This is a genomic window from Cyanobacterium sp. HL-69 (assembly GCA_002813895.1).
Classification (GTDB): Bacteria; Cyanobacteriota; Cyanobacteriia; order Cyanobacteriales; family Cyanobacteriaceae; genus Cyanobacterium.
The window spans coordinates 2,146,178-2,170,930 of the sequence record CP024912.1; the positions used below are offsets into that span (position 1 = coordinate 2,146,178).

Genomic DNA, 24,753 nt, shown 5'->3' on the forward strand with positions numbered 1-24,753 from the left:
ATAAGCCCCCCGTAGGGGACTTACTTGAATTTAGACGATTATCAATCTATTCTTAGAGAGCGTTACCACGAGGTAATACTTCTTCAGGGAATTCAAATCTTTGGTGAGGTTGGTCTTGAGGAGCCATCCATGCACGTAAACCTTCATTCAAAAGAATGTTTTTGGTGTAGAAGGTTTCAAATTCAGGGTCTTCTGCCGCTCTCAACTCTTGAGATACGAAGTCATAGGCACGAAGGTTGAATGCTAAACCAACGATACCAATGGAACTCATCCATAAACCAGTTACGGGTACAAACAACATGAAGAAGTGTAACCAACGTTTGTTGGAGAAAGCAATACCGAAGATTTGAGACCAGTAACGGTTAGCAGTAACCATGGAGTAGGTTTCTTCTGCTTGGGTAGGTTCAAATGCACGGAAGGTGTTTGCCTGTTCACCATCTTGGAATAAGGTATTTTCTACGGTTGCACCGTGAATGGCACAAAGTAACGCACCACCGAGAATACCAGCTACACCCATCATGTGGAAGGGGTTAAGAGTCCAGTTGTGGAATCCTTGTAGGAACAAGATAAAGCGGAAGATTCCAGCTACTCCGAAGGAAGGAGCAAAGAACCAGCTAGACTGTCCGAGGGGATACATTAAGAAGACACTAACGAATACGGCGATAGGACCAGAAAATGCGATCGCATTGTAAGGACGGATTCCGACCAGACGAGCGATTTCAAACTGACGTAACATAAAGCCGATTAAACCGAAAGCTCCGTGTAATGCCACAAAAGACCATAAACCACCGATTTGACACCAGCGGGTGAAGTCTCCTTGGGCTTCAGGTCCCCATAAAAATAGGATGGAGTGACCAAAAGCGTCTGCAGGACTAGATACGGCTACGGTCAAGAAGTTAGCACCTTCTAAGTAGGAACTAGCTAAACCGTGGGTGTACCAAGAGGTTACGAAGGTAGTACCAGTTAACCAACCACCTAATGCCATATAAGCACAAGGGAATAGGAGGATACCAGACCAACCTACGAATACAAATCTATCTCTTTTGAGCCAGTCGTCGAGGGCTTCAAACCACCCTCTTTGCGCCGGCGCGCGTCCAACTGCAATTGTCATAAAGTGATCTCCGAATGTTTATAATTTCTAAAACGAAGTATATATGCTTTCTTTATTTAGGGCTTTTTTAACTACCCTCTCAGAAAACTTTACTTTTCTTAACGTTTCTTTGTATAACCATCATACATGAAAACCCACGCCTTTGACAAGTTTATTATTAAGAAATTATAAAAATATGAGAAGGTTCGTAATAAAAATTTAACCCTAGGTGCGATCGCCCCTATTAAATGAAAGAAGACCCTGTGTGCGTTAAAATAAGTTAAAAATAAGGATTAAATAGTTATCATCTATGTTTACCATTGACTTACTTGTCAGATACATTCCCATGCCCATATCGGTGCAAAAAAAGGACGAAACAGAAGCTCAGGCTCTTTATCAAGACATTTTAACAAAAATTAAAAGCTCTACCCCCGAAATCATCGAGCTAACCTGTGATAAGCAAGAAGATAAAAAAATGGCCATCTTGAGCGATCAAATTACGGGAGTGATTATCTCCCAAAGAGATGGTGCCAATACTGGCTCAAAAGTACCTGGATTCTTTGCCGCTTTACAAGAAAAGTAATGTAGGGTGGATAGTGTTAGGTTGTATGGTTATCGTTTTTAATATTAATTTTGAATAGTCCTTCTTTTGGTATTAGTGTAAAACAGCTTCATTTTGGCTGGAATTCTCAAACCCCTGTGTTGAATGGCTGTGATTTAGCTGTGCCAGAGGGGGAGTTTTGGATGTTGTTGGGGGATAATGGTTGTGGCAAATCCACTCTACTTAGACTCATTGGCAGTATTTTATCCCCTGACGAGGGCATCATTGACATTGACAACCCCTTGGGGTTTGTGTTTCAAAATCCCGATCATCAATTGGTAATGCCTACGGTGGCGGCGGATATTGCCTTTGGTTTGGTAGAAGAAAAGTTGACCTTACCAGAAGTGAAAGTAAGGGTTAAAGAGGCTTTGATGGCAGTTAATCTCCTTGATTTAGAAAGAAGACCTATTTATGCCCTATCGGGAGGACAAAAGCAGAGAATTGCCATTGCAGGGGCGATCGCCCGTCACTGTAAAGTATTACTATTAGATGAACCTACCGCATTATTAGATCCAGATACCCAGATAGAATTGGTTGCCCTAGTGCAAAAAATCGTTAAACAAAGAGGAATTACCGCCCTATGGGTAACTCACCGCCTCGAGGAATTGGCATACGCCGACGGTTACTTTTTGCTAGAAAAAGGACGGGTAGTAAAAAAAGGTAAACCCCAAGACTTATTCCCCCAATTGAAAAATCAAAAGAACAGTTAAAGATACAATGAAAAAATAATCATTCTAAATTTAGCTAAAAATTGATCGTCCTATGGTATCCAAACTAATAAAACTAGCCCTATCATTAATAATTCTTTTTCTGAGTGTCATAAACCCTGTAGAAGCAGCATTAGACTACACCAAAGCCCACCTAGTAGAATCAGACTTTTCAGGACAAGATTTAAGCGGCTCAACTTTTAACAAAACAAACCTTCGCAGTAGCGATTTCACCAATGCAAACCTATACAACGTTAGTTTTTTTGGTGCTAACCTTGACTCCGCCAACCTAGAAGGGGCAAACCTAACCAATGCCGTCCTAGACTCTGCACGGGTGACGAGGGCAAACTTACACAATGCCATATTAGAAGGAGCATTTGCCACTAATACCAAATTTGAAAAAGCTAACATTGAAGGGGCAGATTTTACCGATGTACTTTTACGTCCTGATGTGGAAGAAATGTTGTGTGAAGTGGCTTCTGGCACAAATCCCGTTACTGGTAGAAATACCCGTGACACCCTCTATTGTCCATAACTATTAGGGTACGCCCCATAAAACATTTTCATGGGGATAGGGAATGGGTAATGGGGGAATAGTTTTTTAACAGTATGCCCAAACTCTTACTTTGTAGTTAAGTTAGTTCGGTTAAAAAATGAAACCCAACAAAAATAATTGCAGTGGGGTGGGTATTGCCCACCAAAGACTACCTTACTGTTAAACCCCTATCAGCTTTTATTTTTTCAATAATTTGATAATTGGCATCGGGAAAATCAAAATTATCTAACTCTTCAGGTTTTACCCATCGAATCTCTGCACATTCAATGGTTTGAGGTTTTCCTGAAATAATACGGGCATAATAAACCATAAGAGTAAGGGAAAGATGAGGATAATCATGTTTGACATTTATCAAATGTTTTCCCACCTCAATATCAATACCCAACTCCTCCTTGATTTCCCTGACAATACATTCTTGGGCATTTTCTCCCTCCTCAAACTTGCCTCCTGGAAATTCCCATTTATTAGCCATACTGCCTTTATTTCTTCTTTTGTCAATGAGAATCAACCCTTCATCATCAACAATTACGGCTGTACCGATTCTGAGGTAGGGTAAATTAGACATAGGGAGTTACAAATATTAAGATAAAGTAAAAGATTAAGTTTAAAATAGCACTTATATTTTATATGTTTAATTGGTTTCGTCGCAATAAAGATAATAGTCAAGAGCAAGTAAAACAGGATGTTACCCCAACCCCTGAGACTCAGGAGGAGGCGGTTGAGGAGAAGGTTGATGCCCCTGATGAGCAATATTTGGAATGGGCAAAAACTGCTTTTAATAATATTCAAAAACAAAAGGCTGGGGTTGAAAAAGAAGCTGAGTCCAAATCTGAGGAAGAGTCTTCAGCAGTGGAGGAAAATGATACTCCTGTAGTGGCGGAGGAAAAAACTACCTCGGAAATAGAGGCGGAAACTACTACAGATACAGAGGAAGAGTCTTCTGCAATGGAAGAAAATGTTCCTGCTTGGATGCAAAAATCCGATCGCCTCGAAACCCTCAAAGAGACGGCTATTGATACCACGGAGGAGGAGTTGGATGAGGACTTTATGTGGTCGGCACAGGTGTTGGCTTCTCAGGGTAGAAGTGCGGATGATGTCAGTGCAGAGGAGTTTGAATGGCTCAAAAAATTGAGGCAGGGGTTAGGAAAAACCAGACGAAACCTAATCAATCAATTAAAATCGGTGGTAGGGCAAGGCCCCCTCAATGATGATGCGGTGATGGAAATTGAAGCATTATTATTAAGTGCTGATGTGGGTGTGGAAGCGACGGATTATATTATCTCTACTTTACAGGCAAAGTTGCGAGAGGAGGCTTTACCCCCCGAAGAGGCGATCGCCTATTTGAAACAAATTTTACAAACTCTGTTAGACAAGCCCTTGGAAAATGTTGAGGATAAATCCTTTGAACCCCAAGAGGGAAAGTTAAATATATGGCTACTTACGGGGGTAAATGGGGCAGGAAAAACCACCACCATAGGCAAACTATCTCACCTTGCCAAAACTTCAGGATATAGCTGTGTAATTGCAGCAGCGGATACCTTTAGGGCAGCAGCTGTGGAACAGGTGAAGGTATGGGGCGAAAGGACTGATACCCCCGTCATTGCTAACCCTGGTAAAAATACTGACCCTGCAGCGGTGGTATTTGATGGCATCAGTGCGGCGATCGCCCGTAATGCTGATTTATTATTGGTAGATACCGCTGGAAGACTGCAAAATAAAAAGAATTTAATGGAGGAATTAGCCAAAATTCGCCGTATTATTGACAAAAAAGCTGTTAATGCCCATGTGGAATCTCTCTTGGTATTGGATGCTACCTTGGGGCAAAATGGACTTCGTCAAGCTCAAGTTTTTTCAGAAGCAGCAGATTTGACAGGGGTGGTTTTAACTAAGCTCGATGGTACTGCAAAAGGGGGAGTGGCGATCGCAGTTTCCCAACAATTAAACCTCCCTATCCGCTTTATTGGTGCGGGGGAAGGTATGGAAGATTTACGTCCTTTCTCTAGTTTTGAGTTTGTAGAGGCCTTATTATCTCAATAATTGGGGTTTGATGAAAAAAGCCTTTAGTTGAGGTGGGGAATAGGGAACGGGGAACAGGCAATGGTGATAATATTTCGATGCCTAATTTTCTGGTGTCGTTCAATCATATTCCATACGATAATTAAGCAATGCCACTTTTTACCGTCAAACCTAACATCAAACCATACTAATAACTATTATCCCGAATTGAGGTTTTTTAATAATTTCCTTAAACTTAACCTCAAATCCCTAGCAACTCACCTTTGAGAAATAAATTTTCTACCTATCCCATAGCCCTAAAAGTTTTTTTAGGTTATTATATAAGATTAGTCGATTTCGATGCGAACGGTAACAACAGTAACAGAAAAATAATCAAATTATGGCAGGATCTCAGGTAAACGCAGACATTTGGATTAGTGAATATATAACCCCTTACGATATATATGTTCATGGGATCACCAATATCTTAGCCCACAAAAAAACTCCCTATCAGGATATGTCCATCGTCGAAAGCGGTGTTTATGGTAAAGCCTTGGTTTTAGATGGTAAATGGCAATCTTGCACTGGGGATGAGTTTTTATACCATGAAGCCTTGGTACATCCTGCCATGATAGCTCACCCTAACCCCGAAAATGTCTTAATCCTTGGGGGCGGTGAAGGCGCTACCACCAGAGAAGTATTTCGCTGGACTGGGGTAAAAAAAGCGATGATGGTGGACATTGATGGAGATGTGGTAGAGGCTTGTAAGGAACATTTACCCGAAATGCACCAAGGTTCTTTTGATGATCCTCGTTTAGAATTAGTTATTGGGGATGCTTTTAATGTGTTGGATAATAGTGAGGCTCAGTGGGATGTAATTATTTCTGATCTTTCTGATCCTATCGAGGAAGGCCCTTCTTTTCAACTTTTTACACAGGAATATTTTGCTCAGTTAAAAGGATGTTTACGGGATAATGGTATTGTGGTAATTCAGGCTGGACCTGTTGCCCCTGCTAATTTACATATTCATGGACGGTTGGTAAATACCCTCAAAGCTGTGTTTAGTAATGTTCACTCTTATTTTACCCCTACCTGTACTTATGGCTCGGCTTGGGGCTTTGCGATCGCATCTGAGCAAAGTTTCGACACCATGCCTAACCCCGAAAAAATTGATCGTCTCCTCGAACAAAAAACCACCAACGATTTTCGCTCTTTTGATGGTATCAGCTTGTTAGGGATGTTACAAACCCCTGGATATATCCGTCAAGCCATTAAAAATGAAACGGAAGTTTACACCATCACACAACCTCCTAAATTTTTCGGACAAGGAATTAACGGTTAATTTGGAGCAATGGGTAATGGGAAATAGTGACATTAATTTATTATTAGCAGTTAATTTTCCTATTATCCATTCTCAATTTTCAATGCTTAATTAGTTATAGTGTTCTTGACAATAGTTTAAGATCAACTAATAATAACAAAGTATAAATACATATGAACTTAGTGACCAATAATAATCACTGGCGTATTTTTTTGACCATCTGCTTAGTAAGTTTAATTACCCTAACAGGATGTCAAGCCACATCAGACACCGCCGTAACAGGTGGTAGTAGTAACGAAGAGGTTGAAAATCCTGTTGCTGATGTAGCCGAAAACGAGTCCACCGATATAAATGATACTATAATGAGTTTACCAAGATTAGAAGGAAAGGCGATCGTTGAAATGAAGGTTAAAGGGCAGTCTATCACCATCGAATTAGATGGCGACAATGCACCTGTTACCGCTGGTAATTTTCTCGATTTAGTAGATAAAGGGGTTTATGATGGTCTAGTTTTTCATAGAGTTGTAACTGATCCGCAACCTTTCGTAGCACAAGGGGGAGATCCTCAAGGAAAAGATCCTAATTTTCCTGCTAGTGCTTTAGGTACTGGGGGTTATACAGATCCTGATACCAATGCCCAGCGTTATATTCCCCTGGAAATTAGACCTCAATATGATGATTCTGCGGAGGATGCAACCCCCCCTGATATTATCTATAGTCAGACTACGGATATGCCTCCCCAGTTGCGCCATGAATATGGTACGATCGCCATGGCACGTTCTCAGATGCCTGATTCTGCTTCCTCTCAGTTTTATTTCACCCTAGCTGATTTACCTTTTCTTGATGGTAGTTATGCAGTGTTTGGTAAAGTAACTAATGGTATGGATGTAGTTGAAAGTATTGCTCAGGGCGATCGCATCGAGTCTGTTGAAGTTATCAGCGGTATTGAAAATCTACAACGATAGGAATAGTAATGGAGAATTAATAGTTGATCCCCCCTAGCCCCCCTTATTAAGGGGGGAATTAAACTTAAAGTTTGCCAATGGTTTAAAGTACCCAAAAATTGAAGAATGAAGGTTGTTGTTAGTGGTGTTGGTTTAGTTTCTTGTCTGGGGAATACCGAAGCAACTTGGGATAAAATGAGCAAGGGGTTATCAGGTATTAGATTATCTCAACCTTTTGATTTTTTGCCAAAGTATCCTCTGGGATTAATAAATCAGCATCCTAGCACCATCCAAGAGATAACTTTAAAGGTTATCAAAGAAACTTTAGCATCAGCAAAACTATCTCCTCCCCTCGTTGATATGGGGGTGGTAGTGGGTTCGAGTCGTGGTTGTCAGGGTAGTTGGGAAACTTTTGCCCGTCAATGGTTAGAAAATCAATCATCCCCTCAAAACTGGTTAGATACTTTCCCTTCTCAGCCTTCTACCCTCACCGCTCAATATGTTGGCTCATTTGCCCCTGTATTTGCTCCCATGGGGGCTTGTGCTACGGGGATAGGGGCGATCGCACAGGGTTACGAACTCATCAAACAGGGCTATTGTAAACAGGTTATGGCAGGGGCAGTGGAAGCACCCATCACCCCCTTAACCATGGTGGGTTTTGAAAAAATGAAAGCCCTTGCCAAAAATGCTTGTTATCCCTTCGCCCAAGAGCGAGAAGGTATGGTATTGGGAGAAGGAGGCGCCATGGTAGTCTTAGAAACCGAAGAATCTGCCCTGAAGCGAGGGGCTACCATTTACGGTGAAATCAAGGGATGGGGCATGAGTTGTGATGCCGAGGGAATAACAGCCCCAGAGGAGTCGGCAAACTCGGCTATCTATGCCATCAAACAATCCCTCACCCATAGTAACTTAAGTCTGGGTGATATTGACCATATTCAAACCCATGGCACAGCAACAAAATTAAATGATCATCGGGAAGCCCTTTTGATCGAAAAGTTATTTACCCATTGCCCAAAAATAAGCCATACTAAGGCTTCTACTGGTCATACTTTGGGGGGAAGCAGTGCGATCGCCTCTACCCTAACATTATTATCTATTTATCACCAAAAACTACCCATTAACTATCAAGAAAAAGAGCCAGAATATGACCTTAATTGGGTAAAAAAAACCGAAAACTATACCCTCACAAATTCTCTGTGTTTTAGTTTCGGTTTTGGAGGACAAAATGCAGTAATTGCCCTAGGAAAATACTATTACTAAGATGCTTTTTTCTCAGTCAAAGGGGCTTTAGTTTTGGTACTCTTAGTATTTCCTTGACCATTTTGTTGAGCTTGAACTTCCCCTTGTCTGTAGTTACTTAAAGTAATAACAGTTTGCAATACTTTTGTTAATTCTTTTTCCAAACCATACAACTGTTGATCGACAAAATCATCCGCTTGAGTTTGAACTTTTTCTGCCTCCATAATAGCCCTTTCTAAAATTTTTCGAGCTTGTATTTCCGCATTTTCAACCATTTTTTCAATGTCTTTTTCCGTCTGACGACGTTTATCTTCACACTCTTGATATATTTTTCTCTTAAGCTGATTCGCCTGAAATTGTTCCTGTTGTACCAACAAAGACTCATCCAATCTTTGAGCCGCTTCCCTTTTGGCGTTATCCACTAACTTTGTCGCATAGTCTTGGGCTTCATTGATAATATAGTCTCTTTCATCGATAATTTCGATAGAATCTTGAATACAATCAGGAAGACTTCTTCTGATTTGATCGAGTTGTTGAGACAATTCCTTTTCATCGATGATGACTTTACGAGTAAAAGGGATATTTATTTTTTGATATAGTAAATTATCCAGATTGATGATTGCCTCATTAACAGGATAGGTCATGTCATCAATGGTAGGCTCTATCTGCTCATTTTGTCTTGGTTTTAAATTATTATTAATGGGCTGGTCGTATTGTGTCATGGTGGTTTTATAATGATGATTTACTATAGTAAAGTGTTTAGACTGTAACTAAGATAACAATTATTGCAAAATAGATAATAGTTAAATTTAATATCATTTTGTACTAGAAGACAATATGACTTTATGAGAGATAATGAACTTTTATTTTTTTACAACAATTAAGTTTACTTTAAATAATAAAACTATATAACATTTTCTAGTTTTTCTTATCAAGAATTAAACATAAACCAACAAAACAACAATTTAGTTAGATTTTTTAATCACACCTTTTCATACCCTACGTTGTGCAAACATCAATCACAAATTTTCAATATAAACTTTAAACCTTTCCAAGTCCGCCTGAATAGTAGATTCTACTATCTTACCCAAGAAAAGATTATCCATTAGCTGACCGAGAACTCCGGGAATAGAATAAGCTATGCTTAAACGTACAATACTAGATTCATGGCGATCGTAAAAACGGACAGCCCCCCTATTAGGTAAACCATCCACCGATTCCCACTGAATAATTTGATTTTTTTCGAGGTTAACAATACGAGACAACCAACTAAACTCAAAGCCACCACTCGCCAACTTCCAGCGAGATAAATCCTGATTTTCAGGAAGAATAGCCACAGACTCAATCCATTTCATCCAAGAAGGCATCTTTTCAAGGTCGGACCATAACTTCCAAACTAAATCAATGGGGGCGTTTACTTCGATTTGTACACTATGCTCTAACCAATTACTCATTTGACGATGATAAAACTTCAAGAATTGTCCTATGATAACAAGATTCTACAGAGAAAATGTGCGATTCAGCATTTATAATTAATCGATGATTAGGGGCTTCACTCGTCCAATTTGATGAGATAATTAACTATTGTTAACAAAATATTAACTTAGTTATTATAAATTCGTGGATAAAATTCGTACAGTTTCAGACACCAGAAGAGCGTTTTATCATTATCATACTCGCCCCATTAACTCTATTTATCGTCAAGTAGTCCAAGAGTTGATGGTAGAAATGCACTTGCTTTCTGTTCATGTAAACTTTAAACAAGATCCTATATACTGCGTAGGAGTATCCGAAAGTTTTGATCAGTTTATGACTGGTTATAAGCCTGAAGAGGACAAAAGCTCTATTTTTAATGCTCTATGTAAAGCCGTTGAGGCAAATCCAGACGACTATCGCTATCAATCAGAAACTTTTTTAAACTTTATTGAAGGCAAATCCGCAGAAGATTTAATTAACTGGTTATTAAATCCTGTTTCTGAGAATGGTTTGGACGAGAATATCGTTAATTCTTTAAAGTCTATCACCGAGCGAGAAGATTTTAAATATAGTCGTTTATTTGGCATTGGTTTCTATACCATCATTAATAAACTTGATTCTGAAATAGCCAAAGATGAAGAAAAATTGGCTAAATTAATCGCACCCTATGCCGAAAAGCTAAAGTTACCAGTGGAGAAGTTGAAAAAAGATGTTGACTTATATCGTAGTAATTTAGATAAAATCAATCAAATGTTGATTGTAATTGCGGAGACTATCGAAGCTAGTAAGAAGAAAAGAATTAACATGGAAAAGACTGAACAAAAAGAAGAGGCTAATTAAGGTTTTTTTTGACTAATTTTACCTCAGTATCATCAGCTTTTAGAGTGTATAAAAAGTTTATTGTTTTAAATTTCATTTAATTCTTCTCAATATAGCAATCTTAAACAATTTGTGAACACACAATTATTGATAATCAGGCAAGGGGTTTGAACCCCTTGTTAATTGGTAGCAATTTTTGATCTTTTATAAAGAGTTTGTGAGAAAAAATACTAGGTTGCTAAAAAACTGATTTTAATTTTTCAAGCTATTTTAAAGTGCCAATTAATTATTTTAAATAACTATTTGATTGTAAATAATAATGTTAGATTTAAAAAAAATTAGGGAAAACCCTGAGCAAATTTTACAACAACTAAAAACAAGAAATTCTGACTATGATTTAAATTCCCTTCTTGAATTGGATAACAAACAAAGAGATATTCAATCGGTGCGTACGGAGTTACAAGCCAGAAGTAATGAAATTGGTAAATTAATTGGTCAAAAAATCCGTGATGGTGCGAATCCAAAAGGAGAAGAAATTGCCAATCTTAAGCAGGAAGGTAATGAAGTTAAGGCAAAATTGGCGGATTTAGAACCCCAAGAGAGAGAATTAAAGGCAGAAATTGAGGGTAGATTGTTAGAATTACCTAATCTTCCTAGTGAGACTACCCCTGTGGGTGCTAGTGAGGAGGAAAATATTGAGGTAAGACGATGGGGAGATGAGTTTAAAAATAGAGTATCTAGCGATAAAGCGTTATCCCATGATGTGATTGGGGAGAAGTTAGGGATTATCAATTCGGAAAGGGCGGTAAAGGTTGCCCAAAGTCGTTTTGTAGCTTTAATTGGTATGGGTGCGGCTTTAGAAAGGGCTTTAATTAATTTTATGTTAGACCGTCAAATTGAGGCGGGATATTTGGAAGTGATGCCCCCTGTGTTGATTAATACTGATTCTTTGCAAGGCACTGGGCAGTTACCTAAGTTTGCGGAGGAGAGTTTTAAGTGTGAGGGAGAAAATTTATGGTTGACTCCTACGGCGGAGGTGCCTGTTACTAATTTTTATCGCCAAGAAATTTTGGATAGTGATAGTTTACCGATTCATCATTGTGCTTATACTCCTTGTTTTCGTCGGGAGGCGGGTAGTTATGGTAGGGATGTGAAGGGGTTGATTCGTTTACACCAGTTTAATAAGGTGGAGTTGATTAAGGTGGTGCGTCCTGAAACTAGCGAGGATGAGCATCAAAAGATGGTAGGGGATGCAGAGGCGATATTACAGGCTTTGGAGTTACCTTATCGAGTAGTAGAACTTTGTACGGGAGATTTGGGTTTTAGTGCGAATAAGTGTTACGATTTGGAGGTTTGGTTGCCTTCGGCTAATACTTATCGTGAGATTTCTAGTTGCTCTAATTGTGGAGATTTTCAGGCTAGACGGGCTGATATTCGCTTTAAGGAGAAGGGGGTTAAGGGTACTGGTTATGTCCACACTCTCAACGGTTCTGGTTTGGCTGTGGGGCGTACTATGGCAGCGGTGTTGGAGAATTATCAACGGGCTGATGGTTCGGTGGTTGTACCTGAAGTTTTGCGTCCTTATCTGAGAAGGGATGTTTTAACGGTGGATGGAAACTAGGGTTGATTGATGATGGTGGGCGTTGCCCACTTTGCACTTTATTTATATATCAAGTTTTTTCATGAAACAATATGCGCCTGCTACTCTTAGAAATAGAGAGCCGATTTTAAATGTTTTAAGGGAGGTTTTTCCCCAAGATGGTAGTATTTTAGAAATTTCTAGTGGTACGGGGGAGCATTGTGTTTATTTTGCTCCTCATTTTCCTCGATGCACTTGGATTCCTTCGGATATAAGTGAAAGTGCGATCGCCAGTATTTGTACATGGAAACAAGAATCAGGACATCAAAATATTCAAAATCCTAAAATTATCGATGTGACAAAACCTCGATGGTATGAACCTTTGAGAGAACAAGACATAAGGGCGATTGCCTGTATTAACATGATTCACATTGCCCCATGGGATGCCTGTTTAGGGCTAATGGAAGGAGCAAAAGAAATATTAAATAACGGTGATAAATTGTACTTGTATGGCCCTTATAAACGCCAAAATCAACACACAGCCTCTAGTAACCAACAATTTGATCAATCTTTACAAAATAGAAACCCTGCATGGGGAGTCAGAAACCTTGAAACTGTTGTCGAAGTGGCAAAAAAAAATCAGTTAAATTTACAAGAAATTATCGAAATGCCTAGCAATAATTTATCTGTGATTTTTGAGAAACAATGTTAAATTTTATAACTCTCAAGAGTTTAACTCATAGAAGTGATATTCTAAAAAGTGAGTTTAAATAGTAGCAAGTAGATTGAGACCCATGGCAGAGTATCAAATTTTAAATTCTCACAGTCAATATTGTGATTGTTTATCCATGAAATTACAACTTATCCCTGTGACAGGTACTGCCAATCAGTTCCAAATTTGTCTCAATCTTGAGTTTACCCCCCTAGAAAAAAAAATTCTTCATGGTAATGTTAAATTTGCTCTGAGGGTAGTTAGACTACATTTAAATTTAGAAAATATACGTCTAGTAGAAGCGAAGGATATAAAATCTCCTTTAATAAAAAAGATTGATAATCCCTTGTCTCGTTTGCCCTATTGGGAAATTAGGCATTTAATAGAGAGTAAATTTTTAGAAGGACATTTAGACAATGTTATCTTAGGTACTGTTGAAATTGAGGAAGCCCCTTATAAATTAACAACGACTTTGAAAAGTAAACTAGCCCATGTTTATTTAACCGAAATAGAGGGATTGTGGCGCCACGATATTACCCCCAACAAACACGCTGTTTTAGAAAGAAAATTAGCTAAATTTATTTGGCAAACTAATTTAAAACCTTTTGTGAGTGAAACAATTTTTAGTTCTGATGAAATTGTACCATCCCAGATAAATCAGGAAAAAGAAGAAGATTTATTGGAGGAGTTGAAAGAGATTTTACAGATTATTTATCAAACTCCGAAAGATGATTTTAATGATTTGGCGCACATAGCAGGTTTAAATCCCTTGGTTGATTTTGCTGGGGGAGATTTGACAGGGGCAAATTTGAGTGGTTTAAAACTCAGTAGTGCAGATTTTAAATATGTTAATCTTCGGGGTGCTGATTTGACGGATGTGGATTTGAGTGAGGCTAATATTAGTTATGCGAAGTTAAATGGTGCTGATTTGAGTGGTGCTTATCTGGAGGGGGCAAACTTACGGTTTTCTAATCTTCAGTCAGCGAGTTTAGCCTTGGCGAATCTAATTGGTGCTGATTTGACAGGAGCAAATTTAATGAAGGCAAATTTGACTAAAACTACTTTGGCACAGGCTTTGATAGAGGGAACAATTTTCGGAGATAATATTGGCGGTTAACAGCCAGTGCTATAATTATAAGCTGATCATTTTGATAGTTATCCATGAGTATCCCCATCCAACGTCAATACAATTCCCCTAACTGCACATTCTCTTTACATGGTTTTAGTGATGATAGTAGTAATCTGTCTAATGGTGTCCCCATAATGACGGTTTTAACTGAAGCTAAGTGTCAAATTTTGGGTAATCCTACGGTGTTGAGTGGAGGGGTTACTTTTGTGGCTAATTTGCTTCGCGCAGTTAGTGCTTATGGACAGGAATTGTTGAGTGGGTTAACTCATTCTTGGACAGCGGATGATGAGAATGATTATATTTATTTGCGTAAAATTCCTCAGAAAAATCGCCATGTTTTGGTATGGCAGGAAAAAAAGGAGGATACGGAAAATCAGTTGGAGATTGAGTTAAGCACTGTACAGTTATTTGATTTATTGGAAACTTTGGATCAGTTTTTGGCGGATAGTTCGACTTTACCTCATTTGAATGATAGTCTTTCCCCTGTGTCTCGTCGTTATCGTCAGATGGAGGTTTCTTTGGTGGAGCAATCAACCCCCGCAGTGTTTGGTTTAGCAGGGTTTGCCCTGAGTGCGATCGCCCTTTTCCTCATTCCTCTACCTAACGAAATTAGTGACCCAAATCTTGAGCCTACTCCCCCAAGGGAAGAAAATATAGAGTTAGAGCAAGAGTTGCCCCTAGAGCCTCCCGCAGTAGAATAGTAAGAAAGAATACCATGAAAGTAATTTTAATTAGTGGTGCAAGTAGAGGTATCGGTTTAAAAGTTGCTGAACAATTAATAAAGGAAAATTATTGCCTCAGTCTTGGGGTGAGAAATCCTGCTGATTTGGATAATAGTGTTTTTGTTAACCATGAAAGGGTGCTAATTCATCCCTACGAAGCTACCAATAAACAATCTCCTCTGGATTGGGTAAAAGCTACCGTTGATAAGTTTGGAAGCATTGATGGGGTGATTAACTGTGCAGGAATTTTGAAAAAAGTACAGTTTGAGGATGATAACGAGGAAGAGTTAGATAGTCTTTGGGAAATTAATGTTAAAGCCCCTTGGCGACTCACTAGGGCGGCTTTTCCCTATCTGAAACAGTCAGGGGAAGGAAGAATCATTAATCTTGTATCCATGTCGGGAAAAAGGGTAAAAGGTACTTTGGCAGGGTATTCCGCCAGTAAGTTTGCTTTTCTTGCCCTCAGTCAGAGTATGCGCAATGTAGGCTGGGATGATGGTATTCGAGCAACGGCAATTTGTCCTAGTTTTGTCAACACAGATATGGTAAAAGAAGTTAATCTTGCTCCTCAAATGATGACTCAGCCCGAAGATGTTGCCAAGGTAATTAGTACCGTTTTAAGTTTACCAAATACCGCTTATATTGGCGAAGTTTTAATTAATTTTGGTTTAGAAAAATAAGACATTTAGGGGCGATCGCCCCTAGTAATTTAGATGAAAATATAGCTTTAAAAAAACTTAAAATATTTATTCAATAAAATTTCAAGAATTATAATAACAAGAATATAAAACAAAGAATCTGGTATTATTTTATAGCCAAAAAACTACACCTTAATAAAATAAAGCTAACCCTCTATTTAGTTTTTTAAACGTGTTTGGGTAGTAGTTAACAACTCCGCTGGAGTAACCTGTAAATTATAAGCAATCCAACTAAAGCCACCAATAAAAACAGCAAAAGAAGCAACTAACGCTCCTGTCAAAACCCTTACCCTTCCTCGTAAAGACTTAATTTGCGTCTGTGCTGGTAAAGCCAAATCTTCCACAATTTCCACCTCTGTGCCTTTCGATTCAGGAAACTCCACCAAAGTATAAAGCCAATCCGTAATCAACTGAGGGCATTTTGGTTGTAAATATAATTTACAGCCCAGATATTTTGCCACAGGACGAGGAAAACGACTAATATATTTTAAAGTAGAGTTAATGCCCCACAAAGGACAGTATTTATTTATTAAATTAAGAGTTGCTATGTCATAGAGACAACCAATAATAGCTTTAGCACTGGCTTCTTCTCTTTTAAATAACTGTTCTAACAAAACTAAAATTTCTCTCAGCTTTTCTTCTTCCTGTTGATATTCTTTTAAAGTTTTTTTCTTACTCATGGGATGATTAATAATTATTATTGCTTACCCGATCTTAACACCATCTTTATATGGTAAGTAACTTACTTTGTGATAAAAATTACAACATATTTGATGGTCGGATGAATATTGTACAAAATATTTTCATTTCAGAAATAGTATGATGTAAACATTTACGATAAAAAACAAACTATTATTATCAAATATTTAAAACAGATTTTATTTAAAAATCAACTATATTATTCAGCTATTTAAAAACACAAATAACAATAATACTTAAAGTCTATCTAATAGTTCTTGCTTTTTTTTATTAAATTCTTCTTCAGACAAAATACCTTGTTCTTTTAACTTTCCTAGCTTTTCCAAAGATTCAAAAATATTTAACGCCTCATCCTTATTCTTTTCTTCCAAATCAGAAACATAAGACTTTCCCCGATTGTATGCTGACTCATAAGCCTTTTTAGCGTTTTCGAGGTCAAAATTTAATAATGAGCCTGACTCAGAGAAAATATTAACAGCAACCTGCCCCACCGCATAGGTAGAAGCCCCAGAAGTTACAGACATAGAAGCACCGCCAATGATACTACCAATACCTGGAATCGCCTTAATAAAACTTGAACCTAAACTGGCCAAAGTAGTACCACTGAGTGCAGAAACAAAGGTTTTACCCATGTTTTGAGAGTAACTCACCCCGTATAGATTCGCTAATTGTTGCAACATTTCTAGTTGAATGGCAGTAACGGCGGCAAAATCGACTAAAGGTAAAGGTATTAAACCTCCTCCCATAGCCCAAAGTACATGGGTACGAATAATTTTTTCGGCTTCCAATTTTTGACTCATGGTTTGACCCCCAATTTTATCTTTAATCTTATCTCAAGTTTTAGGGCGTGTCATCAAATAGAAGAGAATAACAGATAAAATAAGGATGATAGTAATTGTGACAAAAGTGAGGATATGGTAGAGATGCGCAGGTATGGTTTGAGAGACGATCAATGGGAAAAAATTAAAGATTTATTACCGGGTCGATTTGGTACAGTGGGAGTCACCGCCAAAGATAATCGACTTTTTGTCGAAGCGGTATTGTACAGGTATCGAGCTGGTATTCCTTGGCGAGATTTACCTAGTCGATTTGGTGATTTTCGAGTGGTTCATACTCGTTTTAGTCGTTGGAATAAAAAAGGTGTCTGGGAAAAGGTTTTTCAAATTTTGGCAGGAGATAGTGACGATGAATATGCCATGATTGATTCAACCATAGTAAGAGCACACCAGCATAGTGCTGGTGCAAAAGGGGGGATAAAAACGAGGAAGCAATAGGTCGAAGTAAAGGAGGTTTAAGTACAAAAATTCATACTACGGTTGACGCATTAGGTAATCCTACAGGTTTTTTCCTCACCGGAGGACAAAAATGTGATTTGGACGGTGCAGATGTTTTACTAAAAGAAATAAAGGCAGATATTTTGTTAGGGGACAAAGGTTATGATGCGGATGAAAGAGTTCTGGAAAAGCTAAAGAAGCAGGATAAAATAGCGGTTATTCCACCAAAAAGAAATAGAAAAGAACAACGAGAATATGATAAGTATTTATATCAAGCAAGACATTTGATTGAGAACTTTTTTGCCCGATTAAAACAATATAGAGCCATAGCCACTAGGTATGATAAACGAAAAATAAATTTTCTTGGTGCTATTTATCTAGCCGCAGTCGTTATATGGCTTAATTGATAACACGCCCTAAATTTCCTGCTTTAGATCTAATCCAAGAAAGGGTGCATTGGGATAAAATCTAGGATAAACTAGAGTGGATTTTCGTTACGGAGATAAATCACTATTTATACCCCGCCCCTTGCTCGTTTAATTGAACAGTTACAAAAGTTACCTGGTGTGGGCCCTAAAAGCGCTCAAAGATTGGCTTTACATATCCTAAAACGTCCTGATAAAGATGCAGAAAATTTGGCTCAAGCCATTGTGGATGCAAAAAGAAGGGTTGGTTTCTGTCAGCGTTGTTTTCATCTTTCGGCTGAGCCTATTTGTAATATTTGTAGTAATCCTAATCGTGATGAGACGATTATATGTGTGGTGGGGGATTCTAAGGATGTTATTGCCCTAGAGAAGACTAGGGAATATCAAGGAAAATATCATGTTTTGGGGGGTGTTATTTCGCCGATGGATGGCATAGGGCCAGAGCAACTTAATATTACGGCATTGGTGGAAAGGGTAAGCCGAGAGAAGACGGAGGAGGTTATTTTGGCTATTAATCCTAGTGTGGAGGGGGAAACAACTACTCTTTATATTGCACAGTTGTTAAAGCCTTTTACTCGGGTTACTCGCATTGCGTTTGGTTTGCCCATGGGGGGTGATTTGGAATATGCGGATGAGGTGACATTGGCTAGGGCTTTGGAAGGGCGTAGGGACATTGATAGTTGACAATGGACAATTGACCATGGACAATTGAGAAGGTTTTAGGTGTTTACCTTGCCCTAAATCTTCTGAAATCTCTTGCTTGTGGGGATGTTTCCTTTAGATGGGAAAAAAGGGACTTTAAGTTAAGTTATTTTTATTTTTATATTAATTGATTGGTTATGAAAAAGTATTCTGTGCGTGTGTATGTAACTTTAAGGGCTTCTGTGCTTGATACGGCTGGAACTGCTGTGGAGTCAGGTTTACACCAGTTGGGCTATGAAGGAGTCGAGGGGGTGCGCATTGGTAAATATATTGAGTTGAATGTGACGGCACAGAGTCAGGAAAAGGCTGAGGCGGATTTACATGAAATGTGTGACAAACTTTTGAGTAATCCTGTCATTGAAAATTATCGTTTTGAGTTAAATCCTGTGGAGGCTTAGGTTATGAAGTTTGGTATTGTTGTTTTTCCTGGTTCAAATTGCGATCGCGATGTAGCCATGGTAACGGAGGGGGTTTTGAATCAGCCTACCCGTTTTGTGTGGCACCAAGACACTGATATTGATGACCTTGACATCATTGTTGTGCCTGGGGGGTTTAGTTATGGAGATTATTTGCGCTGTGGTGCGATCGCCCGTTTTTCTCCTATCATGAATAGTATCATCAAACACGCCGAAGCAGGAAAGTTAGTATTAGGTATTTGTAACGGTTTTCAGGTACTCACAGAGGCTGGACTACTCCCTGGGGCGCTGATTCGTAACCGAGATTTACATTTTATTTGTGATCAAGTTCCTGTCAAAGTAGAACATAATAACTCTATCTGGACAAAAAATTATTCATCAGAAGAAGTCATTTGTTTACCCATTGCCCACGGTGAAGGAAATTATTACGCTGATGAAGATACTCTCAAGGCATTAGAAGATAATAATCAAATCTTATTCCGCTACTCTAACCAGAAAGGCGAAATTAACGGAGAATCCAACCCCAACGGCTCATGTTATAACATTGCAGGTATTACCAACAAAAAAGGTAACGTTTTAGGAATGATGCCCCATCCTGAAAGGGCTAGTGATGATGGACTCGGTTTTATTGATGGAAAAGCTTTATTTGCAGGGCTTTGTTAACTCACTCGAACGCACATTATTTAGGTTATGGTGGGCAATGCCCACCAAGACAAAGGATAATTAAAGCCTAAACAGTAGGTTAATAAACCCACTGTAAATAGACTAAATTTTCATCAGAATATTAACTACCTCCTACTCTGGCAACATCTTGGGAATTAGCTTCAAATGCTGCATTGAGAGCATCATCACCGCTTAAACCAGAATCAATAGCCTCTTTTAGAGCCTCTAAAACCCGTTTATAATCACGGGGCATTACCTTCACAAACTTACCGATATTTTCCTGCCAATTAGCGAGGACTTTTTCCGCTTTTTTACTATTAGTAAGCTGTTGATGATTAGTAATTAACTGTTTCAACTCCGCAATCTCCGAAGCATCATCGAGGGTTTCTAAACCTACCATTTCCGTATTACAACGGGTAGCAAAATCTCCTTTTTCATCAAGAATATAGGCAACACCGCCACTCATACCAGCAGCAAAATTACGTCCTGTAGCCCCGATGATAACCACTTTACCACCAGTCATGTATTCGCAACCATGATCGCCAATACCTTCGACCACGGTAGTTACCCCAGAGTTACGAACACAAAAACGTTCTCCTGCAACCCCAGAAATATAGGCTTCTCCACCGGTAGCACCATAAAAGGCAACATTACCAACGATGATATTTTCCTCGGCTTTGAAGGTGGCTTTTTTGTCAGGATAAACGATGATTTTACCGCCGCTTAAGCCCTTACCTATATAGTCATTGGCATCTCCTTCCAATTCTAAAGTAACGCCCTGGGGTACAAATGCCCCAAAACTTTGCCCTGCACTACCGACAAAATGTAAATTTACGGTATCTTCGGGTAAGCCATGCCAATGATTTTTCGTAATTTCGTTACCTAAAATGGTTCCTACCACACGGTTAGTATTTTTAATAGGTAGAGTCGCCTTAACTTTTTCTCCTTTTTCAATGGCTGGTTTGCATATATCCAATAAAGTAGTCATATCAAGGGATTTATCCAAATCATGATCCTGCTTGATAGTACAGTAACGAGACATACTAGGATCTGTTTTCGGCTGATAGAGAATAGGAGATATATCGATACCCTTTGCCTTCCAATGGTCAACGGCTTTTCTCGGCTCTAAAACATCCGTACGTCCTACCATTTCATCAATAGTACGGAAACCCAATTCTGCCATAATTTCCCGCATTTCTTGGGCAATAAACTTCATGAAATTCACGGTATGGGCTGGATCTCCTGTAAATTTAGCACGGAGTTCGGGGTTTTGGGTAGCAACTCCCACAGGGCAGGTGTTGAGATGACATACACGCATCATAATGCAACCAAGACTGACTAGGGGGGCGGTGGAAAAACCATATTCCTCTGCACCGAGGAGGGCGGCAACGATAACATCCCTTCCTGTCTTCATCTGTCCGTCAGTTTCTACCACAATACGGCTACGGAGATTATTTAATAGCAAGGTTTGATGGGTTTCCGCCAAACCTAACTCCCAAGGTAATCCAGCGTGTTTGATAGAAGTTTTGGGAGATGCCCCTGTACCACCATCATAACCAGAAACGAGAACCACATCGGCTTTGGCTTTGGCAACCCCAGAGGCGATGGTACCGACTCCCACTTCTGAAACTAATTTAACGTTAATACGAGCGTTGCGATTGGCATTTTTCAAGTCATGGATTAACTCAGCTAAATCCTCGATAGAGTAGATGTCATGGTGAGGAGGAGGGGAAATTAAACCTACCCCCGGGGTAGAATAGCGCACCTTAGCAATCCAAGGATAAACCTTCTTACCAGGTAACTGTCCCCCTTCTCCTGGTTTTGCACCCTGGGCCATTTTGATTTGAATTTCTTTGGCTTGGGAAAGGTAAAGGCTATTTACCCCAAAGCGTCCACTGGCTACCTGTTTAATGGCACTATTTTTTGAGTCTCCCTGTTCATTTGTCCAAGTGTAGCGTTCGGGATCTTCTCCTCCTTCCCCTGTGTTGGATTTTCCACCAATACGGTTCATGGCGATCGCCAAGGATTCGTGGGTTTCTTTAGAAATAGAACCATAACTCATCGCCCCTGTTTTAAACCGTCTCATGATATTCTCGATAGGCTCAACTTCTTCGATGGGGATGGATTCTTGTGGTTTAAACTCCAATAAATCCCGTAAACGGAAGTAGTGTTTGCCATGATCGTTAATCATTTGGGAATAGGCTTTAAATATTTGATAATCTCCTTCCCTGACGGCTTGTTGCAAAGTATGAATGGTTTGGGGATTGAAAAGATGGGCTTCCCCGTCTTTACGCCATTGATATTCTCCTCCCACATCAAGGGTATGTCCATTTACCTGTCTTTGAGGGAAACCGTGGTTATGGCGCATGGCGGTTTCCTCGGCGATTACGTCTAAACCTACCCCTTGTAAACGGGAGGCGGTACGAGAAAAATATTTATCAATGACGGTATCATTTAAACCCACAGATTCAAAAATTTGCGCCCCTCGGTAACTTTGGATAGTGGAAATACCAATTTTAGAAGCAATTTTGATAACTCCCTTGGTGACACATTTGATGTAGTTATATACGGCGGTGTCATAATCAACTCCTGTGATGAGCTTTTCTTCGATCATCTGGTTGATAGTTTCATAGGCGAGATAAGGGTTAATGGCACCGCAACCATAGCCGAGGAGGAGGGCAAAGTGATGGACTTCCTTCGGTTCACCAGATTCGAGAATTAACCCTACTAGGGTACGAGTACCGTTGCGAATCAGATGATGGTGTAATCCTGACACCGCCAAGAGGGCAGGGATAGGGGCATTATTTTTATCTACCCCTCTATCACTCAAAATAATATGGGTGCATCCCTCTTTGATGGCTTGATCTGCTTGATTAAAAATCGCTTCTAGGGCTTTTTCCATACCTTTTTCGCCATCTTTGGGGTCAAACAGGATTGAGAGGGTATGGGCTTTAAATTGGTGAGAAGGATCCCCCCCATCCCCCCTTGATAAGGGGGGGGTAAGATTCTTGAGTTTAGCCAATTCCTCGTTAGTGATAACAGGAGTTTTTAGGGCGATGAGGTGAGCGCTTTCGGGTTCAGGATTGAGCAAGTTTCCTTCCCTGCCGATGGTGGTTTCGGCGGAGGTGATAATGGCTTCTCTGATGGAATCGATGGGGGGGTTGGTAACTTGAGCAAAAAGTTGTTTAAAGTAGTCGTATAAAAGTTTGGGCTTGTCACTCAACACCGCTAAGGGGGTATCAATACCCATGGCCCCGATCGCCTCTACGCCGTTGGTTGCCATGGGGGCAATGAGCATCCGCAAGTCTTCAAAGGTATAGCCGAAGGTTTGTTGGAGGGGTATGAGATTCCCATTACTCCCCTCGCCCTTGGGGAGAGGGGTTGGGGGTGAGGGTAAATCCTCGAGGGTATATAGATTTTTGTCGAGCCATTGTTGATAGGGTTTTTCAGTGACGATCGCCCTTTTTACTTCTTCATCCGCTACGATGCGCCCTGCTTCCATATCCACCAAAAACATCTGCCCGGGTTGTAATCTTCCTTTGGATTCTACCCTTTCTGGCTCGATGGGTAATACTCCCGCTTCCGATGCCATGATCACTAAGCCATCTTTGGTGACGATATATCTCGAGGGACGTAAGCCGTTGCGATCGAGAATTGCGCCGATTTGTTTACCGTCAGTAAAAGCGATGGAGGCAGGGCCATCCCAAGGCTCCATTAAACAGGAGTGGTATTGATAAAATGCTTTTTTCTCAGCACTCATGGACTCATGCCCCGTCCAAGGTTCAGGTATCATCATCATGACGGCATGGGGAAGGCTACGACCACTTAACACCAACATTTCGAGCGCGTTATCAAAAATCAGGGAGTCACTACCATCGATGTTGATAATGGGTTGGATTTTTTCCATATCTTCCCCAAATAATTCGGATTCAAAGAGGGCTTGTCGGGCGCGCATCCAGTTGGTATTACCTTTGAGGGTGTTAATTTCCCCGTTATGGGTGATGTAGCGGTAAGGGTGCGCCCTTTCCCAACTGGGGAAGGTGTTGGTGCTAAATCTGGAATGGACGAGGGCGAGGGCGGTTTCTAGGGCTGGATTGTTCAAGTCGAGGTAATATTTGCCTACTTGCACAGGCTTGAGCATTCCTTTATAGACGATGGTACGGCTGGAGATAGTGGCAGGATACCAATGTTCATCTATTTCAGGAGCTTTGATAGCATTGTGCGATCGCTTCCTAATCACAAATAATTTGCGCTCGAAGTCAATATTATCTTCAATTTGGGGGTTTTTGGCGATAAATACTTGTTGTACAAAAGGCTCATTGACTAAGGCACTTTTACCTAAATCAGAGTTATCGGTGGGTACATCCCGCCAACCTAAGACTTTTTGTCCTTCTTCTGCCACTACTTGTTCAAATATGCCTCTGGCTTTTAATCTTTTTTCTTCGTCGGGAGAAGTAAACATCATCCCTACGGCATATTCTCCTGTGGGGGGTAGGGTAATACCTAATTTTTCGGCTTCGTGACGCATGAAGCCATCGGGTAATTGCATTAATATCCCTGCACCATCTCCTGTATTGGGTTCGGCACCACAGCCCCCCCGATGGTCTAAGTTGATTAAAATGGTTAATGCTTGTTGTATTGTGTCGTGAGATTTTTTCCCGTATTTATGCACTACAAAGCCTACACCACAGGCATCATGTTCATTTTGTGGATCGTATAATCCCTGTTTTTTTGGTATATTATTTACGGTCATAATTGCTTCCTAAATTGTCGGTGTTGATTCGTGCAAATATAAAGAAAATATTAAGTCTAACTTTCTTTTTCTCTCTATTTTTAGTTCTTTATATTATAAGAATATTTATTAGTGATCTATCTTTTTTGTCAGATTTTTAACATAATATTAAGTTTGTTAAAGATCTAGTAATAATGACATGGCTCTTTCTTCTGAATTTTGTTGAGATAAATTTTGCATATTATCATAGACAT

General features: G+C 39.7%; 24 protein-coding genes. 17 read left to right on the top strand and 7 right to left on the bottom strand.

The features are described from left to right. Window positions 1-52: 52 nt before the first annotated feature. The gene (gene psbD / locus AA637_RS09845; RefSeq protein ID WP_069791128.1) at window positions 53-1,111 is read right to left on the bottom strand and encodes a photosystem II D2 protein (photosystem q(a) protein); all 1,059 of its coding nucleotides are present in this window, start codon (window positions 1,109-1,111) and stop codon (window positions 53-55) included. Window positions 1,112-1,400: 289 nt separating this feature from the next. On the opposite strand from psbD, the gene AA637_RS09850 reads away from it, so the two are divergent. Genes AA637_RS09850 through AA637_RS09860 form a run of 3 tightly spaced genes read left to right on the top strand, consistent with a single transcriptional unit; the run spans window position 1,401 to window position 2,933 of the window. Further along, on the top strand, window positions 1,401-1,673 hold the full coding sequence (locus tag AA637_RS09850; RefSeq protein ID WP_069791127.1) for a hypothetical protein: 273 nt from the start codon (window positions 1,401-1,403) through the stop codon (window positions 1,671-1,673). 50 nt (window positions 1,674-1,723) lie between these two features. Further along, window positions 1,724-2,401, top strand: coding sequence for an energy-coupling factor ABC transporter ATP-binding protein (locus tag AA637_RS09855; protein ID WP_446682616.1), 678 nt, complete (start codon window positions 1,724-1,726; stop codon window positions 2,399-2,401). A gap of 52 nt (window positions 2,402-2,453) precedes the next feature. Further along, window positions 2,454-2,933: a pentapeptide repeat-containing protein gene (locus AA637_RS09860; protein ID WP_446682617.1), complete on the top strand. Its 480-nt coding sequence runs from the start codon at window positions 2,454-2,456 to the stop codon at window positions 2,931-2,933. 169 nt (window positions 2,934-3,102) lie between these two features. On the opposite strand, the gene mutT is transcribed toward AA637_RS09860, so the two are convergent. Then, window positions 3,103-3,519: an 8-oxo-dGTP diphosphatase MutT gene (mutT, locus tag AA637_RS09865; RefSeq protein WP_069791124.1), complete on the bottom strand. Its 417-nt coding sequence runs from the start codon at window positions 3,517-3,519 to the stop codon at window positions 3,103-3,105. Window positions 3,520-3,581: 62 nt separating this feature from the next. Between mutT and ftsY the strand changes: the two genes are divergently transcribed. The 4 genes from ftsY (at window position 3,582) to AA637_RS09885 (ending at window position 8,474) form a co-directional block, all read left to right on the top strand. Next, complete coding sequence (gene ftsY, locus AA637_RS09870) at window positions 3,582-4,991, top strand: signal recognition particle-docking protein FtsY (protein ID WP_446682618.1); 1,410 nt, start codon at window positions 3,582-3,584, stop codon at window positions 4,989-4,991. Between the two features lie 358 nt (window positions 4,992-5,349). After that, a complete protein-coding gene (locus AA637_RS09875) occupies window positions 5,350-6,291 on the top strand; it encodes a spermine/spermidine synthase domain-containing protein (protein ID WP_069791122.1) in 942 nt (313 codons plus the stop codon). A gap of 152 nt (window positions 6,292-6,443) precedes the next feature. Next, window positions 6,444-7,235 (top strand): peptidylprolyl isomerase, encoded by a 792-nt coding sequence (locus AA637_RS09880; protein WP_446682619.1) that lies wholly within the window; start codon window positions 6,444-6,446, stop codon window positions 7,233-7,235. 105 nt (window positions 7,236-7,340) lie between these two features. Next, window positions 7,341-8,474 carry a beta-ketoacyl-ACP synthase gene (locus AA637_RS09885; RefSeq protein WP_446682620.1) on the top strand — a complete coding sequence of 378 codons (1,134 nt, stop codon included), beginning with the start codon at window positions 7,341-7,343 and terminating at the stop codon, window positions 8,472-8,474. Here the strand turns inward: AA637_RS09885 and AA637_RS09890 are convergent. Both AA637_RS09890 and AA637_RS09895 read right to left on the bottom strand, forming a co-directional pair. Continuing rightward, the gene (locus tag AA637_RS09890) at window positions 8,471-9,175 is read right to left on the bottom strand and encodes a hypothetical protein (protein WP_446682621.1); all 705 of its coding nucleotides are present in this window, start codon (window positions 9,173-9,175) and stop codon (window positions 8,471-8,473) included. The two genes, AA637_RS09885 and AA637_RS09890, sit on opposite strands and share 4 nt — an antisense overlap. A gap of 297 nt (window positions 9,176-9,472) precedes the next feature. After that, window positions 9,473-9,907, bottom strand: a complete 435-nt coding sequence (locus AA637_RS09895) for an SRPBCC family protein (protein WP_446682622.1) — start codon at window positions 9,905-9,907, stop codon at window positions 9,473-9,475. A gap of 166 nt (window positions 9,908-10,073) precedes the next feature. On the opposite strand from AA637_RS09895, the gene psb29 reads away from it, so the two are divergent. The 6 genes from psb29 (at window position 10,074) to AA637_RS09925 (ending at window position 15,570) form a co-directional block, all read left to right on the top strand. Next, a complete protein-coding gene (gene psb29, locus AA637_RS09900) occupies window positions 10,074-10,769 on the top strand; it encodes a photosystem II biogenesis protein Psp29 (RefSeq protein ID WP_069791117.1) in 696 nt (231 codons plus the stop codon). Between the two features lie 298 nt (window positions 10,770-11,067). Then, window positions 11,068-12,369, top strand: coding sequence for a serine--tRNA ligase (gene serS, locus AA637_RS09905; RefSeq protein ID WP_446682623.1), 1,302 nt, complete (start codon window positions 11,068-11,070; stop codon window positions 12,367-12,369). A gap of 61 nt (window positions 12,370-12,430) precedes the next feature. Then, on the top strand, window positions 12,431-13,039 hold the full coding sequence (locus tag AA637_RS09910) for a DUF938 domain-containing protein (RefSeq protein WP_446682624.1): 609 nt from the start codon (window positions 12,431-12,433) through the stop codon (window positions 13,037-13,039). 82 nt (window positions 13,040-13,121) lie between these two features. After that, window positions 13,122-14,156 (top strand): pentapeptide repeat-containing protein, encoded by a 1,035-nt coding sequence (locus tag AA637_RS09915; RefSeq protein ID WP_446682625.1) that lies wholly within the window; start codon window positions 13,122-13,124, stop codon window positions 14,154-14,156. Window positions 14,157-14,200: 44 nt separating this feature from the next. Then, window positions 14,201-14,869 carry a DUF4335 domain-containing protein gene (locus AA637_RS09920; RefSeq protein WP_446682626.1) on the top strand — a complete coding sequence of 223 codons (669 nt, stop codon included), beginning with the start codon at window positions 14,201-14,203 and terminating at the stop codon, window positions 14,867-14,869. Between the two features lie 14 nt (window positions 14,870-14,883). After that, window positions 14,884-15,570 carry an SDR family NAD(P)-dependent oxidoreductase gene (locus tag AA637_RS09925; protein WP_446682627.1) on the top strand — a complete coding sequence of 229 codons (687 nt, stop codon included), beginning with the start codon at window positions 14,884-14,886 and terminating at the stop codon, window positions 15,568-15,570. A gap of 176 nt (window positions 15,571-15,746) precedes the next feature. On the opposite strand, the gene AA637_RS09930 is transcribed toward AA637_RS09925, so the two are convergent. Beyond that, window positions 15,747-16,268, bottom strand: a complete 522-nt coding sequence (locus AA637_RS09930) for a hypothetical protein (protein ID WP_446682628.1) — start codon at window positions 16,266-16,268, stop codon at window positions 15,747-15,749. Window positions 16,269-16,523: 255 nt separating this feature from the next. Further along, complete coding sequence (locus AA637_RS09935) at window positions 16,524-17,087, bottom strand: DUF697 domain-containing protein (protein ID WP_446682629.1); 564 nt, start codon at window positions 17,085-17,087, stop codon at window positions 16,524-16,526. Window positions 17,088-17,210: 123 nt separating this feature from the next. Between AA637_RS09935 and AA637_RS09940 the strand changes: the two genes are divergently transcribed. The 4 genes from AA637_RS09940 (at window position 17,211) to purQ (ending at window position 19,767) form a co-directional block, all read left to right on the top strand. Beyond that, window positions 17,211-17,968, top strand: a protein-coding gene (locus tag AA637_RS09940; RefSeq protein WP_446684519.1) for an IS5 family transposase whose coding sequence is annotated in 2 segments (ribosomal slippage) — window positions 17,211-17,550 and window positions 17,550-17,968 — 759 coding nt in all. Because the reading frame shifts where the segments join, the coding sequence is not laid out codon by codon here. 105 nt (window positions 17,969-18,073) lie between these two features. Next, window positions 18,074-18,670 (top strand): recombination mediator RecR, encoded by a 597-nt coding sequence (gene recR / locus AA637_RS09945; protein ID WP_069791110.1) that lies wholly within the window; start codon window positions 18,074-18,076, stop codon window positions 18,668-18,670. 155 nt (window positions 18,671-18,825) lie between these two features. Then, window positions 18,826-19,086, top strand: a complete 261-nt coding sequence (purS, locus tag AA637_RS09950) for a phosphoribosylformylglycinamidine synthase subunit PurS (protein ID WP_069791109.1) — start codon at window positions 18,826-18,828, stop codon at window positions 19,084-19,086. 3 nt (window positions 19,087-19,089) lie between these two features. Beyond that, window positions 19,090-19,767, top strand: coding sequence for a phosphoribosylformylglycinamidine synthase subunit PurQ (gene purQ, locus AA637_RS09955; protein WP_446682630.1), 678 nt, complete (start codon window positions 19,090-19,092; stop codon window positions 19,765-19,767). A 121-nt stretch (window positions 19,768-19,888) separates the two neighbouring features. Here purQ and gltB read toward each other — a convergent pair whose 3' ends face one another. After that, window positions 19,889-24,520, bottom strand: a complete 4,632-nt coding sequence (gltB, locus tag AA637_RS09960) for a glutamate synthase large subunit (RefSeq protein ID WP_446682631.1) — start codon at window positions 24,518-24,520, stop codon at window positions 19,889-19,891. Window positions 24,521-24,753: the final 233 nt, after the last annotated feature.

Bases quoted from the DNA above. Each gene is read 5' to 3' on its own strand.
- mutT (WP_069791124.1), bottom strand. From the start codon at position 3,519: ATGTCTAATTTACCCTACCTCAGAATCGGTACAGCCGTAATTGTTGAT.
- gltB (WP_446682631.1), bottom strand. From the start codon at position 24,520: ATGACCGTAAATAATATACCAAAAAAACAGGGATTATACGATCCACAA.
- AA637_RS09880 (WP_446682619.1), top strand. From the start codon at position 6,444: ATGAACTTAGTGACCAATAATAATCACTGGCGTATTTTTTTGACCATC.
- AA637_RS09930 (WP_446682628.1), bottom strand. From the start codon at position 16,268: ATGAGTAAGAAAAAAACTTTAAAAGAATATCAACAGGAAGAAGAAAAG.
- AA637_RS09915 (WP_446682625.1), top strand. From the start codon at position 13,122: ATGGCAGAGTATCAAATTTTAAATTCTCACAGTCAATATTGTGATTGT.
- AA637_RS09890 (WP_446682621.1), bottom strand. From the start codon at position 9,175: ATGACACAATACGACCAGCCCATTAATAATAATTTAAAACCAAGACAA.
- AA637_RS09895 (WP_446682622.1), bottom strand. From the start codon at position 9,907: ATGAGTAATTGGTTAGAGCATAGTGTACAAATCGAAGTAAACGCCCCC.
- AA637_RS09910 (WP_446682624.1), top strand. From the start codon at position 12,431: ATGAAACAATATGCGCCTGCTACTCTTAGAAATAGAGAGCCGATTTTA.
- AA637_RS09935 (WP_446682629.1), bottom strand. From the start codon at position 17,087: ATGAGTCAAAAATTGGAAGCCGAAAAAATTATTCGTACCCATGTACTT.
- AA637_RS09920 (WP_446682626.1), top strand. From the start codon at position 14,201: ATGAGTATCCCCATCCAACGTCAATACAATTCCCCTAACTGCACATTC.
- AA637_RS09860 (WP_446682617.1), top strand. From the start codon at position 2,454: ATGGTATCCAAACTAATAAAACTAGCCCTATCATTAATAATTCTTTTT.
- purS (WP_069791109.1), top strand. From the start codon at position 18,826: ATGAAAAAGTATTCTGTGCGTGTGTATGTAACTTTAAGGGCTTCTGTG.
- AA637_RS09885 (WP_446682620.1), top strand. From the start codon at position 7,341: ATGAAGGTTGTTGTTAGTGGTGTTGGTTTAGTTTCTTGTCTGGGGAAT.
- psbD (WP_069791128.1), bottom strand. From the start codon at position 1,111: ATGACAATTGCAGTTGGACGCGCGCCGGCGCAAAGAGGGTGGTTTGAA.
- AA637_RS09925 (WP_446682627.1), top strand. From the start codon at position 14,884: ATGAAAGTAATTTTAATTAGTGGTGCAAGTAGAGGTATCGGTTTAAAA.
- serS (WP_446682623.1), top strand. From the start codon at position 11,068: ATGTTAGATTTAAAAAAAATTAGGGAAAACCCTGAGCAAATTTTACAA.
- purQ (WP_446682630.1), top strand. From the start codon at position 19,090: ATGAAGTTTGGTATTGTTGTTTTTCCTGGTTCAAATTGCGATCGCGAT.
- AA637_RS09875 (WP_069791122.1), top strand. From the start codon at position 5,350: ATGGCAGGATCTCAGGTAAACGCAGACATTTGGATTAGTGAATATATA.
- AA637_RS09850 (WP_069791127.1), top strand. From the start codon at position 1,401: ATGTTTACCATTGACTTACTTGTCAGATACATTCCCATGCCCATATCG.
- ftsY (WP_446682618.1), top strand. From the start codon at position 3,582: ATGTTTAATTGGTTTCGTCGCAATAAAGATAATAGTCAAGAGCAAGTA.